Origin of the sequence: aff. Roholtiella sp. LEGE 12411, assembly GCF_015206995.1 — a bacterium.
Taxonomy (GTDB): domain Bacteria; phylum Cyanobacteriota; class Cyanobacteriia; order Cyanobacteriales; family Nostocaceae; genus Komarekiella.
Genome location: NZ_JADEXR010000019.1, coordinates 34793 through 49092, shown reverse-complemented (window position 1 = coordinate 49092; position 14300 = coordinate 34793). Strand labels below are relative to the sequence as shown.

At 42.2% G+C, this 14300-nt stretch carries 12 protein-coding genes; 6 read left to right on the top strand and 6 right to left on the bottom strand.

The window, feature by feature from the left end; genetic code table 11:
- Positions 1–25 precede the first annotated feature (25 nt).
- Positions 26–1435: an IctB family putative bicarbonate transporter gene (locus IQ246_RS06745; RefSeq protein ID WP_194001317.1), complete on the bottom strand. Its 1410-nt coding sequence runs from the start codon at positions 1433–1435 to the stop codon at positions 26–28.
- 197 nt (positions 1436–1632) lie between these two features.
- Positions 1633–3186 (bottom strand): GAF domain-containing sensor histidine kinase, encoded by a 1554-nt coding sequence (locus IQ246_RS06740; protein ID WP_194001315.1) that lies wholly within the window; start codon positions 3184–3186, stop codon positions 1633–1635.
- 811 nt (positions 3187–3997) lie between these two features.
- Between IQ246_RS06740 and IQ246_RS06735 the strand changes: the two genes are divergently transcribed.
- Positions 3998–5179: a DegT/DnrJ/EryC1/StrS aminotransferase family protein gene (locus IQ246_RS06735; RefSeq protein WP_194001356.1), complete on the top strand. Its 1182-nt coding sequence runs from the start codon at positions 3998–4000 to the stop codon at positions 5177–5179.
- Here IQ246_RS06735 and IQ246_RS06730 read toward each other — a convergent pair.
- Positions 5134–5382: a hypothetical protein gene (locus IQ246_RS06730; RefSeq protein ID WP_194001312.1), complete on the bottom strand. Its 249-nt coding sequence runs from the start codon at positions 5380–5382 to the stop codon at positions 5134–5136. The two genes, IQ246_RS06735 and IQ246_RS06730, sit on opposite strands and share 46 nt — an antisense overlap.
- 56 nt (positions 5383–5438) lie before the next feature.
- Here IQ246_RS06730 and crtB point away from each other — a divergent pair, with 56 nt between their 5' ends.
- The 4 genes from crtB (at position 5439) to IQ246_RS06710 (ending at position 11260) form a co-directional block, all read left to right on the top strand.
- Complete coding sequence (gene crtB, locus IQ246_RS06725; RefSeq protein WP_194001310.1) at positions 5439–6317, top strand: cyanoexosortase B; 879 nt, start codon at positions 5439–5441, stop codon at positions 6315–6317.
- A 162-nt stretch (positions 6318–6479) separates the two neighbouring features.
- Positions 6480–7202, top strand: a complete 723-nt coding sequence (locus IQ246_RS06720; RefSeq protein WP_194001308.1) for a cyanoexosortase B system-associated protein — start codon at positions 6480–6482, stop codon at positions 7200–7202.
- A 276-nt stretch (positions 7203–7478) separates the two neighbouring features.
- On the top strand, positions 7479–8840 hold the full coding sequence (locus IQ246_RS06715; RefSeq protein ID WP_194001306.1) for a polysaccharide biosynthesis/export family protein: 1362 nt from the start codon (positions 7479–7481) through the stop codon (positions 8838–8840).
- A 245-nt stretch (positions 8841–9085) separates the two neighbouring features.
- Positions 9086–11260, top strand: a complete 2175-nt coding sequence (locus tag IQ246_RS06710; protein ID WP_194001304.1) for a tyrosine-protein kinase domain-containing protein — start codon at positions 9086–9088, stop codon at positions 11258–11260.
- A gap of 70 nt (positions 11261–11330) precedes the next feature.
- On the opposite strand, the gene IQ246_RS06705 is transcribed toward IQ246_RS06710, so the two are convergent.
- The 3 genes from IQ246_RS06705 to IQ246_RS06695 form a co-directional block, all read right to left on the bottom strand.
- Complete coding sequence (locus IQ246_RS06705; protein ID WP_194001302.1) at positions 11331–12002, bottom strand: rhomboid family intramembrane serine protease; 672 nt, start codon at positions 12000–12002, stop codon at positions 11331–11333.
- Positions 12003–12126: 124 nt separating this feature from the next.
- Positions 12127–12846, bottom strand: coding sequence for a rhomboid family intramembrane serine protease (locus IQ246_RS06700; protein ID WP_194001300.1), 720 nt, complete (start codon positions 12844–12846; stop codon positions 12127–12129).
- A 224-nt stretch (positions 12847–13070) separates the two neighbouring features.
- Positions 13071–13553: an MEKHLA domain-containing protein gene (locus tag IQ246_RS06695; protein WP_194001298.1), complete on the bottom strand. Its 483-nt coding sequence runs from the start codon at positions 13551–13553 to the stop codon at positions 13071–13073.
- 119 nt (positions 13554–13672) lie between these two features.
- On the opposite strand from IQ246_RS06695, the gene IQ246_RS06690 reads away from it, so the two are divergent.
- Entirely contained in the window at positions 13673–14293 is a 621-nt protein-coding gene (locus IQ246_RS06690) for a hypothetical protein (RefSeq protein WP_194001296.1), read from the top strand.
- Positions 14294–14300 lie beyond the last annotated feature (7 nt).

Sequence of the window (14300 nt, the reverse complement as noted above, 5' to 3'; positions counted from 1 at the left end):
ACTGTTTTTAGTTTACTGCTACTTCTCAGGTAGGTGAATTTAGTTCTTGAGTTTGGTTTTGAGCGGAAGGTGTCCAGTAGCTAGCAATTAAAGCAACCATTAGCCACCAAAGGGTATTAACTTCAGGACGAAACCAGATAGTATCTACCGTTCCATGAGTTAGCATACCCAGCAAAGTAGCGATCGCCCCAATCAACCAAAATCCCTCGGCACTTCTTAATTGTCGCAATCGTCTTATTTGCATCAATCCTGTATTCAAGGTAACAATTATTAACCAGAGAAAGCAGGCTAAACCAATGAAGCCAGTTTCTACAGCTACCTCTAACAAAATCGAGTAGGCACTCAAAGCAGTATAACGAGGACGTTGGTAAAGGGGATAAATCTTGTTAAAAGAGTTGTGTCCAGGGCCAATACCGATAATCGGGCGATCGCGAATCATTTCAAAAACAGCATCCCATACGTTCCTACGAAAATTATTACTGCTATCTTTGCGATCGGCAAAAATGCTGAATACTCGCAGGCGTACTGGCTCTACAAAGATCACCGCCAACACCAATACCCCAATCAAACCTCCCAAAACGATTGGCAGCGACCAAGTACGCCAGAAAGGAGGCATTTCTATACTTATCCAATAAACTAGCAATGCCATCACAGTTAAAACTGCTGCCACTAGTCCAATCCAGCCGCCACGACTAAAAGTCAGAACCAGGCAGGCAGTATTGACAATCAGCATGGTTAATGCTAAAGCTTTTTTAATCCAGCTTTGCCATGCAAAAACCGCTACTAAGCTAAAAACTACCGCTGGCAGCAGGTATCCAGCTAATAAGTTGGGATTTCCCAAATAACTGTAGACTCTTGTAGTCTTAGACAGAGGAGATTCTGGGTCAACCCAAGTTGCTAGTGCTGTAGCTCCAAAAAACCATTGCCGTAGTCCATATACGCTGACTATAAGCGATACATGTAAGTAAAGGATAATCAGCCAAGACCGCAGGCGAGGCAGCCTTAGTACCCTAGCACAAAGAGCAAATAGCATTAAATACAGCGTCAAAGTTGCTAAATCGCTAAGTGCCGCCTTTTTCACTGGTGATAAAGCTGTTGCTACTACGGCAATTACCCAGTAGAGTAATACCAGTAGATGAATGGGCGTAACTGACGTAGTATTTGCTGCTGTTCCCTCATCAGATAAAGTCAATAAAAGCCAAAATCCGACACAAGCAACCAGTAACAAACCCACTAAAGTGCTTGAAACAAAAGGTGCAAGAGCGTATATTAGGCTGAGTAAGGCAGCTGCAATTGTTTCTCCCCACTGTATCAAGACGCTAGTTTGCCGCCAGGAACGCAACAGTCCTACTAGGGAACGGTGTAGGTAACTGGTAGCAAGATATTCTTTAATTGGTAAAGATGATAAGGTAAATCGTTGCCAGACTAAATTCATAAAAAACGATGTGATCAATTAGCATGTCGCCACAGAACTTGGACTTAATCATAATGCGGGTAGCTATAAAAAGGTAATAATGTAGATTGCAAGTTGGTAATTTTTGATGGGCGCTCTTGTTAGTAGCCCTCAGCTATTACCTATAGTTTCAAAGCATTACAGGCATTACTAATTGAAGACATCTATAGGGTTGGTCATCAGACATCATTAATTGCTTCTGAGGCAGCAGCTAGTTGTAATGGCAAAGAAAGTACGTAACGATATCCTGATTCTGGTGAACCTTGAATGGAAATTTGTCCGCCATGCAGTTCTGCTAGCTGACAGCTAAGCAACAGACCTAAGCTTTCACGGGACAGACTTCCATGTGGTTTAGTTAAATCTATGGCTGAAGTAACAGCAAAGATACTTGAGTGAGAATCACTCAAATCTTTTGACTTGTCCACTGCTGCTGGTAAGATATCTGGTTGATCTTGACTTTCTAGATGAGTATTATAAGTTACTGTTTCACCAGAGAGATCCAGTCTCGACAAGGGATTAAAGCGAAAATAGGGATCGACTTCAGTCATACCGTCTCCCAGCCAGGGATGCGAAACCCAGATAGTAATGTGAAGCGTATCTTCCTTGTAAGAGACATGAATACGAACAATACTACCTGTAGCAGAAAGTTGAATCACGCTAAAAACCAGGTGATAGAGAATTTGCCGCACCTTGTCTTTATCCAAAGGACAAATGCGATTACGTCCCGGTTCTATAGATAGGCGAATATCTTGGTCGCGACGGTTAGCCACTTCTTCTAGAGTATTGATAGCTTGTTGACACAGCATTTCAATATCCACAGGAGCTAGATTCAGTACATCTGAGTTTTGCTCTAGAGTACCAAGTTCGGTAATTTCGTTTACTAACGAAAGCAAGTACCGACCACTATGTTGGATAATCTCTACATATTCTCTCTGCTTAGTTGTCAAAGGCCCGTAAATCTCACGTCCCAGAACACTAGCCATGCCTAGCACAGATGTTAAAGGTGTACGCAACTCCTGAGTTAGCTGCTGCAAAAGTTCTAGTTTCAGTTGCTTAGTAGAAACAGAGTCTTGGTCTAAAGTGGGTGGGGTGATTCTGAGGTCAGCAGTATGATCGTCATTATATGACAGTATAGGAGCACTCTTGGAAGGGCTTGTTTCTAGTTTTCCTTGCAGCAGTCGGTTGCGCTCAAATTCACTCATGCTCCAACGAGCGATGATTTGTAAAAACTCAATGTCTCGAATTGTAAAGTTACGCGGCACTAAATCCATTACTGCTAATGCACCTAAACAATTTCCCGAAGCATCAATCAGTGGCGCTCCTAAATAAGCACGAATGCCATAATCTTGCACCAATTTACTGCTAGCAAGTACTGAATCTGTAAGCTTATGAGTATCATTAATTACAAATATTTGATAACTCTCTACTACCTGTGTGCAAAAAGATTCCTGGCGTAAAAGTTGACGGTTTTGTGCCAAATGATTCATTAATCCCAGCCTGGATAAGCCTACCGCTGATTTGAACCAATGCCGTCCTTGATCTACAAATCCCAAAATTGAAATTGGGGTTTCCAAAAAGTGAGCAGCAGTTTGAGTGGCTTCTTCAAAGACCGGAATTGTTTCTGGTTGCCGCAAACCTAATTCAGACAAAGCTTTGAGGCGTTGTTGTTCTCTTGTTTCTTGAGAAGTCCAACCATCCTTTAGGGCAAATAATTTGTTTTCAGGCTCTACCATTGCCACTGCTACCTTGATAATTGCTCGATACTGTAATTGATATAACCACTATATTTTGAGTTATCAATTGCTATTTTTAAGCATTCCCTAATTTCGCCTCCAATAAACAATTTTAGGGCAAAATTTTTCACCCTCAGCCTTAACCAGGCAATGCAGTCTCCAATAATTCCTATCCACTGGTGCTGAATGTTCTACTCAGCACTGATATTATCTGTATTGCTTTATATTTTGCAAACAGACAACGTTAGTTTTGGATTAAGCAAGGGTAACATAACGCTAAGGATACAATACAAAGGGTGTATCATTCTTATGCATGGAAGGTAAAATTATTGTCTATATAATAAACGTAAATTTACTGTAAATAACTTTAATTTATAAATAATCACTAATTTAAATTTTCTGGATATTTGGAAAGCTAGATGCAGGCAATAAATCCTAAATAATTTATTAGTGAAAGTATTTTAATTACCTTGTTGGGATAAATTTAATATCTTCGCCCATCTTGTCCTAATCATTGGTCGGTCACATTTTAATAGTCTATTAAAAGCAACCTTGCTCAGATAATAATTATGATTTTTAAGTGGTCGTGAAATATCTAAAAAATAAACAAATAAAGATGATTTTGTAAAAAATTAATTTAAATAAAATTGTTATGTAAGTTTGTTTTTCAAGTTGCACCAATTTCGTCAAAAACTTCATGGTTTTTAGTAAGTATATTTATATTAACATTTACGGGCAACTAAAAATAGATTAACTTTGATTAAGCAGAATTTTAATATTTGCATTTTGAGGACAAAGAGTGATGAATAAAATGATTATTAGAATTCCTTTTGTAGACCTTAAATTACAACATCAACCGATTCAAACGCAACTACAACAGGCAATTCATGCTGTATTAGAACAGGGAGATTTTATTTTAGGGCAAGCACTCTCAGATTTTGAAGGAGCTTTTGCAGTAGCATCGGGGACAGAGTATGGAGTTGGTGTTGCATCAGGAACCGATGCGATCGCCCTCGGATTGCAAGCATGTAATATTGGAGCTGGCGATGAGGTGATTTTACCAGCCAACACCTTCATAGCAACTTTGATTGGGGTGCTACGTGCTGGCGCAAAGCCTGTTCTTGTAGATTGCGATTCCCAAACAGCTTTAATTGACTTAGAAGCAGCTACAAAGTCAATTACACCAAAGACCAAAGCAATTATTCCTGTACATCTTTATGGTCAGATGGTATCACCACGGCAGCTATTAGACTTTGCGGATGCCTATAAGCTGCTAGTTTTTGAAGATGCGGCACAGGCACACCTAGCAGAAAGAGAGGGGTTTCATGCTGGTTCAGTAGGAATAGCAGCAGCTTTTAGTTTTTATCCCAGCAAAAATTTGGGCGCATTTGGGGATGGGGGGATGTTGCTGACGCGAGATTCCGATGTAGCCCAGAAGATGGTGCGCTTACGGAATTATGGTGCATCACAAAAGTATTATCATACTGAATCAGGAACGAATAGTCGCTTGGACACCATGCAAGCGGCTGTCTTGCACCAAAAATTACCATATTTACCACAGTGGAATCGCGATCGCCTGACTATTGCCCAGCAGTACGATATGGAACTAGCACCCTTAGCAAATGCTGGCATTATCCCTATACAAAACCAAAGTGATACAGGACACGTTTATCATCTTTATGTGATCAGAGTTGACGATACTTGCCGCACAGAACGCCAGCAACTCCAAGAAAAACTAACAGCAGCAGGAATTCAAACTGGTATTCACTACCCAATTCCCTGTCATCTCCAGCCAGCATTCACCAGCTTAGGCTATCAACAAGGGGACTTCCCGCAAGCGGAAAAGCTGTCAAAGCAAATATTATCGTTACCGATGTATCCTGGTTTGAGTAGCAGCCAAGTCAAAGAAGTTGTAGCAGCGATCGCTGATGTAGTTTCAATAGGTTCTCATTCAGATCCATCTTCTGCTGTGGTTGGCAGCATAGCAGCATAAATCGTAGATGATATTAGCGATCGCCTATTAAGTTGATCAGGGGTTTGTAAAGGAAACATCTCCCCTGGATACTCTAAGTATGATTGAATAATAAGGCACACTTTGCGTAGACGTAGCCCGTCGTAGCGAAAAGTCGAGCCAGTGTGTTTCTGTCGCCTTGCGTCGGAAAGCAACCGCCGCTCTGAACTTTTCAAGACAGACATCGCATCAGCTAACAGTTATTGAGTTGTTAATTTTTAATCTTGAATTGCTTAAAATCATGGCATTCCAACAACAGGTTAAAAACAGAAACGCGCCAGGCATTTTCAGTCCAGCTATCTTAGGCGTTTTGGTGCTGCTTTATGCTCCTGTATTACTACATTGGTTGGATGGTTGGCTGCACAAAAACATCAGTACAGAGCATGAATATTTCAGCCACGGTATTATTGGCCTGCCATTTGCCACTTACCTGGGGTGGTTGAACCGAAAACAGTGGAGACGATTGCCAGATATTATCCATCCGTTGGGCGGTGTCTTCTTGCTGATAGGCGGAGTTTTTTATCTTAGCGGTGTTACAGAGTGGGTTAACCTTTCCTTGCCCGTTATACTGGCAGGATTGTGTTTGTGGTTTAAGGGAATACCAGGTTTGCGATCGCAAGGATTCCCCCTGTTGTTAGTATTTCTGGCAACTCCAACAGCATTACCCTACCTGATTGCACCCTATACTTTGCCTCTGCAAAGCTTCATAGCTGGAACCGCGGGCTTCATACTGAATCAGTTTGGTATGGAAGTGGTAGTTGATGAGATCAATTTATACGTAGGAGGACGAATTGTGGAAGTTGCCCCCTACTGTGCTGGACTGAAAATGTTATTTACTACTCTCTACGTCTGCTTAATGCTGCTTTATTGGACGGGTGCTTTATCTTCACGCCGCACAACTATTTGGTTTTTATCTATTGCTGTGATCATTAGCATTAGTGCCAATATCGTTCGCAATACTTTACTTACCTTCTTTCACGGCACAGGTCAAGAAGCAGCCTTTCAATGGCTGCATGAAGGTTGGGGTGGAGACTTCTACTCTGCTTGTATGCTGCTGTTATTAGTACCTTTGCTCAATCGGATTAATAACTATTTTTCAGCATCTCTAGAAACTCAGTAACAAGGGGAAAATTAAAAGGGAGTCAGAAGCCACGAGTTGGAATCTCCTTTCTCCTGGCTCCTCTGCCAAAACAATTAAGATCAGGTTACATTGTCAATATCACTGAACTCATGGTGTTATTTTTTAAAGTAAAATTTTGTCTAAGTATTGTAAATTTTACTGATGATTTCCTTATCCAAGTTTTTCAAGGAAAACCAATTGAGTCAGGTGGCAGCACTTTTGTTATTGCTACTGCTATTAGCCATAGGAGGGATTCCCGGATACCTGACAGGACGCTGGCAATGGAAACAGCCACCACCTGTTACGAGCCTTAATGAATTAAGACACATACGCAAGACTGGTTTAATCCTTCCTGGTTGGCAAACTATTGAACAAGCAGAACAACAAATTGGCGAGCGAAAATGGTCATTGCAGGTAATTAAAAAACAAGGGTCTGAAGCCCAGGCCATCCTGCTTTTATTGCCACAAAATGGCCCTATGGATCAACCTGAGGTGGAGTGGACAGAGATTAACGGTTGGGGAAGGTCGCGCTGGAAAAAGTGGGATATAGCTCAACATCGCTCTGCCGAATTTACTGTGAAACAGCCTCGAAAGTTGGGATCTAATACCGAAACAAAAGTAGAAGCTAGATTCTTTCGTGCCTCTACACCACAGCAAACTTTTGCTGTTTTGCAATGGTACGCTCTGCCAGAAGGTGGCAATCCATCACCTTTACACTGGTTCTTGGCAGATCAATGGGCACAGTGGCATAAGAAACGTACTCCTTGGGTGGGCGTGAGTATTATCATTCCAATGGAGCCTTTAGGGCAGGTAGAAAAATTGTGGTCTCTAGCCCAGTCTATTGGAGAAGCGGTGCAAGCTGCATTGATGGCAACTGCTTTGTAGAATAAGTTACAGCTATAGCAACTGATCTTTTGACTCGGCGATCAACGCTTGCACGGTCATTTAGTTCGAGTTTCCCTAACGTAAAACGTCATCGCAACACTATAGTGTAGCTTGACAACTTTCAAGTCACAAGTATTCACCAAAGCATTTGGAACAAGTTCACTAGGGTTGAGTCGATTTAATACAGTTGTTGCAAATAAAAGAGACATTATGACTGTTTACAGAGTAAAATAACCACTCGGCGCAACCGATTCTTAGTTCAGCATTACTGCACCGATGTTCATAGCTCCCAGTTCTCATATGCGTGCATTCAGTGCCCTGTGTCTTGTCAGTCTTCAGGTAGGCGTTTATTTAACAACACCCATCCAACTTGTTGTTGCCCAGCCCTTACCATCTCAAAGACAACCACCAGGGCAACCCCCCTCGCCTCCCCTAGGTGTTGAAGTTGTACCACCTGGTGCAAACGACGAAGTTTCCCCTCAACTGAGCCGCTATCTCTTAGGGCCAGGAGATGTAATTGGTGTTGTACTTCAGCGCCCCGTTGGGCCTTACCGTTTAGGAATAGGAGATACAATTAGCGTTGCTGTTCAGCGTTTTCCTGATTTGAGTTTTCAAGCTGCAATTAATCCAGAAGGCAACATTGTCGTGCCCCTACTAGGAACTGTGTCCTTACAAGGTTTAACTTTAGAACAAGCACAAGCAAAAATTCGCTCTGGCTTAAATCGTTATGTAATTGATCCAATCATAGTTTTATCACTAGTAGGGCAGCGTCCAGACTTTAGTTTTCAAGCCGCAATTAGTCCAGAAGGTAATATTGTAGTGCCCCAAGTGGGAACTGTGTCCTTAGAAGGTTTGAGTTTAGAAGAAGCTCAAGAAAAAATTCGCTTAGGCTTAAGTCGCATTTTCGTTGATCCAATTGTGGTAGTATCCTTGGCAGGGACGCGACCAGTTCAAGTTACTATTAGCGGGGAAGTATTTAGACCAGGAATTTATCCTATTAATTCGGGAACACCTCGTGTTGCTGATGCCCTGCTGATAGCTGGTGGTTCAACCTTGACCGCAGATCTGCGGCAAGTGCAAGTACGTCGGAAGTTGATGGATGGTTCTGTGGTTTCACAAACTATTGACCTGTATGCAGCATTGCAAAGTGGCGGTTCACCACCTAATTTACGTCTGCAAGATGGGGATGCGATAAGTGTACCGCGTCGTGAAGTTGGCACTGATGATAGTTACGATCGCAATTTGGTAGCACGTTCATCCTTGGCTGTACCGCAGATTAGAGTCCGAGTTTTAAACTATGCTGCGGGAGGAATTGCCACTCAAGCACTGCCTAATGGTAGTACGTTTGTAGATGCTTTGGGAGGAATAAATCTCGACACTGCTAACCTCCGGGAAATTGCTTTAGTGCGCTTCGATCCAGAACGAGGCAAAGCTGTTACACAGACACTTGATGCTCAAAAGGCTCTCGGAGGTGATGCGTCTCAAAATGTGCCGCTTCAAGATAATGATGTTATTGTTGTTGGTCGGAACCTCATAGCTAAAATTACTAATGCCATCAGTACAATTACTCAACCATTCTTTAATATTCAAAGCTTTATCCGCTTCTTTGAATTCTTTACTGGTGGTGGGTCTGATTAGTTACTCTAACCTCATCCCTCCTGATCACCAGAAGTGATAAGGGAGATGAAGAAGCGGGGATAGCAAAGGCCGCAGGAAAAGAATAAATCAAGACAAATGACAACTGACCCTTGACTCCTGTACAGATGCGTAGACCCTCAAAGAGCGGCTTTTCGTAAGAGTATAATCGGATCTCTACTCTTGACCTTTGACTCTTAACAAATGACTAATGACTATTAACTAATAACTAACCAGATGCATCTGCCATGACCCCACCAATTGTTAAGCGCTATCTTATTGCTTTTGATAAGTACAAGTGGATTGGATTAGCTAGTTTTGCTTTAGTTGTAGCGGGGTCAACAGTGGTGGCTATGCAACCAGAACCACCCGCTAGCTACATAGCATCTGCCGCGCTTACCTACACTGGCCCGCCAGTTTCTTTCTCTGCAACTGGTAGTGAAATTCAGCAGCAAGGAAAGGAACTGAACGAGCAAGTTTTGCTATCAGACCAGATAATTGAAGCTGTGGCAGCGAAAGTAAATATCAAACCAACAAAGATTGGTACAAGTGTCGCCCTAATTCTACCTAAAAAAAACCCCAGGACTGGAGAATTAGAATCCACAATTCTGGAAATGAAATATAAAGATACTGACGACAAGCGAGCTACAGAGATCTTGGTCGAATTGATGCAAGCAATGATCAAGTTAAGTGGTGATATTAATACTGGGCGATTAAAAGCGATTATTCAAAAAATTGACGAGCGCTTACCACAGGCTAAACGAGAACTACAAGTTGCTGAGCAAAAACTAGAACGGTACGATCGCATAGAGCGAACCGCAATATTGGCTGCTGAAAATGGCAGTTTGCTAAACGGGGTTACTGCTAGCCAAAATCTGCAACGGCAGATTCAATTAACTGTTTCTGGAGTCGATGCCCAAATTCGTTCTTTAGAAAATAAGTTAGGTTTAACAGTTGGACAGGCTTATGTTTCTTCAGCTTTAAGCGCTGATCCAATTATTGGCAATTTACGAGCACAAATTTATCAAACTGAGGCGCAAATTGCTGTTCTCAGGAAAGATTTACGACCTGAACACCCAACAATGATTCAGTTGCAACGTCAGAAACAAGCTTCTGAGGAATTACTGCAACAACGTGCGGCTGAGGTGTTGGGTGGTGGTGGTACAGCGGCTCCACTGCGGGGTAATGTTGCAGATATTCGCACCCAAAGTAGCTTAGACCCAGCACGTCAGGAATTGGCCAACCAGATGGTGGCTTTGCAGACCCAACAGGAGACGCTGCAACAACAACTAGCTCAAGAAGTTCAACAGGAGGCTCAATTACGACAGGAGTATTCTTTAATACCTAATAAGCAATTGGAGCGATCGCGCTTAGAACAAGAGGTTGGACTTAAAAAAGCTGTCTATGACCAAATGCAGACGAAGCTAACCGATGCTAAGACCGCAGAGGCGGAAACCATCAGTAGCCTCAGCGTTGCTAGACTTCCCACAGTCACAGCCGACATTAAACCCCCTAAGAGTGTACCTGTTACTCTAGGTGTTGGTGGTTTCCTGGGTTTGTTGGTTGGTGGTGGGGTGATATTTTTGCTGGGGTCGCTGGAAGGCACTTACAAAACCAAGGAAGATATCCGCGAAAGTCTCAAGCAACGGGAAGTGGCACTGCTGGGAGAGTTGCCTTTAATGCCAGTTGATGATTTGGACAAAGAAGCAGTTCCAGTGGTACTTTCCCCCGATTCTCCTTATTTGGAATTTTACGAAAAGTTCCGCAGTAATTTGCGCCGGATTGGTGGTAGAGACTTGAAGGTGGTGCTAATTACTAGCACCGATAGTCAAGAGGGTAAGACGGTGAGTGCTTATAACTTAGGCATAGCTTCTGCCCGTGCTGGCAAAAGAACGTTGATTATTGAAACAGATTTGCGATCGCCTTCCCATTGTGCATCCTTAAAAGTAACCGCTGACCCCGATGCCACTATTGAACCCCTGCGTTATTACGCCAGCTTGAGTGAATGTATCCGGTTAGTTCCTGATGTAGAAAATTTATACATTATTCCCAGTCCTGGGCCTGTGGGTCAATCGGCTGCTATTCTTGAATCAAGCGAAATGCGGCGACTAATGGAGGATGTCCGTGAGCGTTATGATCTGGTCATTTTAGATACTAATCCTCTGAGCTTATCCAATGACCCCTTGTTAATTCAACCCTACAGCGATGGTATAGTGCTTGTAGCGCGACCAAACTTTACACAAGAAAACATGCTGGGTGAAGCTATTGATCAATTAGTTGAATCTGAGTTAGGGCTATTAGGAGCAATTATCAATGGTGCTGATATCACGGTAGCCATACCTAAACCAATTCAATCCAGAGCCACTTCACCTCAAGCAGAAACGGAAATTGAAGAAGTGTCAGCGGGCATCAGTAAAAACTAAGGGAATAGGGCATTGGGTAGTGGGTACTGGGAAGCATTTAGTCCCCAGTTACTCGTATATCCCATTACTATTAATCGTCCCTAAACAATCCAAATAAGGGCGCGAGGATCATCCCGAAAACAAAGCCGCCGATGTGTGCCCAGTAGGCAACTCCACCTGATTCGACACTCATATTGGCAGCTGCTTGCAGACTAGCAAGACCGGATATTACATTTTGTACAAAGAAAATTCCGATCATTACCAGTGCCGGAACGCTAATTGTAGTTACGAAAAAACCTAAGAAGATTAAGGTTGTAATTCTAGCATGGGGAAAGCGAATGATATATGCACCCAAAACCCCAGAAATCGCACCACTTGCCCCTAAAGAAGGAATAGCAGAATCTATGCCAATAAACCACTGGCACGCGGCGGCTAAAGCACCGCACGCCAAATAAAAAATCAGATATTTGAAATGACCTAAACGGTCTTCAATGTTGTTGCCAAAAACCCAGAGAAATATCATATTCGATATTAAATGCCACCAACCTCCGTGTAAAAACTGTGACGTAATTAAAGTTATCCATTCCCCGGATAAGTCGGTGGTTAACTCTCGTGGGACTACGGCATACAGCTGGAAAAACTGTTCTAATTGTTCATTGGATAGACTCACTTCGTGAAGAAAAACTAAAATATTCATCCCGATCAACCCATAGGTGAAATATGGGGTGGTTCGCGTCGGATTTTCGTCGTAGAGGGGAAACACAGGTGTTTTTCCTAATTATCAATTAACTGCAATATATCGTGTGTGACTGGCAGTTGGAAGTTTAGGAATTCCACCTGTTAAATTAATTATGCTGATTCAAAGTCTCCCATGATACCTTGAAGAACTACCTGTACCAAGATTCTTCGTTAGATTTGTCGCTAAATAAACCCAACAGCGGGCCGAGAATTGCCCCAAAGATGAAACCACCTGCGTGGGCCCAGTAAGCGATACCACCGCTTTCCATGCCAATATTGGTAGGTGTTTCTAGACTGGCAAGTCCATAGAAAGATTGCTGGAGAAACCAAAATCCTAAAAAGAAATATGCCCTGACGCGGAAGGTAGGGAAGAAAAACCCTAAAGGTACTACACCGATAACTTCGGCGTTGGGAAAACGAAGAATATATGCTCCCATAACGCCAGCGATCGCACCACTTGCACCCAAAGAAGGAATGCTAGAACTCTGGGCAAAGTACCACTGAGTCAACGATGCCAAAACACCGCAAGATAGATAGAAAAGCAAATATTTAGCATGACCCAATTTATCTTCAACGTTGTTACCAAAAATCCAAAGGAACAACATATTGCCACCTAAGTGCAACAACCCGCCATGCAGAAACTGGGAGGTAATCAAAGTTGCCCACTCTGGTACTGGTTGATTCACAGAGATCCCGCCAAAGCTTAAGGTAAGTTCTCGTGGCACTACAGCCGCAAGGTGTAAAAATCCATTTAATACTTGGGGAGGAAGACTTGCTTCATAAAGAAAAGCGATGACATTGGCAGCAATCAACCCAAAAGTGACATAAGGCGTGATTGTTATGGGATTATTATCTCTAATTGGAACCACAGACGATTTTCCTGATTTTTGAGCAACTAACTTCACAGTACTGAATTTTGCCAGTTGTTTCTTCTACCTCATGGACAAATTTGGATTTAGTTGTTGCTACTGATTAGGTAAAATAGTTGATTTTTTGCACTTCTGGAATTGGAACAAGAACGACAGCGATATCAAGATTTGTTAGCACGATTGCAAACAAGGGGAATTGCTCCAGAAAATTTATAAGGTAGTGGTCATGTAATAAACTTCCATTTAGAAAAGAAAGCAGCTTGACCACAGTGCTGATTTTGTTCATCTAATACGTTCCATAAAATAGTATCTTCTATGTAGAAACGTTTACCATTACTAGAAGTGCGGATACCGGAATAGTTTCTGATAAAGCCTTTGGTTGCCGCTTCTGCCAAGAGGCGATCGCGTTCTTCTTGCACTACTTTTTGAGCTGATTTCCGAGAAGGCATTCTGATAAATTCTTTCCAAGAAAGCTCCCATAGTTCCAGTGCTTTGCGATTGCCATAGTTGAAAATTGGATCTGATTCAATCCCGTGAGAAACTAATACAAAGGGTGCTTCAAATAGAGCTTGGGCTTTTTCCTGCGGTGAAGAAGCATTGATATTCAGCAAACAATCCCCTATCCAATGCTGAAAACTGCTCATTAAGCGTTGACTGTGGCAAATAATTGCCTCTTGCTGCCAAGGAAATTCGATAATGCTGGTCATGAGAAGATGGAAACATAACACCAAGAATTTAGTATGACAAAACTTGCCTCATAGGGATTGACTAATTATCTGTAAGGCTGAAAATATGCTAGTTAAATGCATATAGGTTTGGCAAACTCATGTTTCTATCCAATTCCCTAGAAAATCAACTCAAACGGTGGAATGAAATCATCCACAATCAGCCGAAAAATCCCAATGCTTACATTCGCCGAGGTATGGTAAACTTCCAGCTTGCCAAGATTAATGAATCTATTCAAGATTTCGACATGGCAGAGCAACTAGATGCTAGTCTCAAACCCTACCTGTGGCAACGTGGTTTATCGTACTATTATGCAGAAAGATTTGCCGAAGGTGCTCAACAGTTTGAGATCGATTTGACAGTAAACGCCCAAGACGTAGAAGAAACAGTTTGGCGATATCTCTGCACAGCGCGTTCGTTAGGTATTGAAGAGGCACGTAATTCTTTACTAACTGTGAAAAATGACCCACGACGCGTTATGCAGTGCGTGTATGATTTATATGCAGGTAATTGTACACCAAATGATGTTTTAACTGTTGGACAATTAGAAGGGAAAAAGGGAAATTTTTATACTCATCTTTACTTAGGATTGTATTACGAAGCCGAGAATAATATTGATTTGGCTCAAGAGTACATAGTTAAGGCTGCTGATAATTACAAAATTGATGATTATATGTGGTATCTGGCGCAGGTACATAAAACTCTGCGAGGATGGTCTTGATTTACTC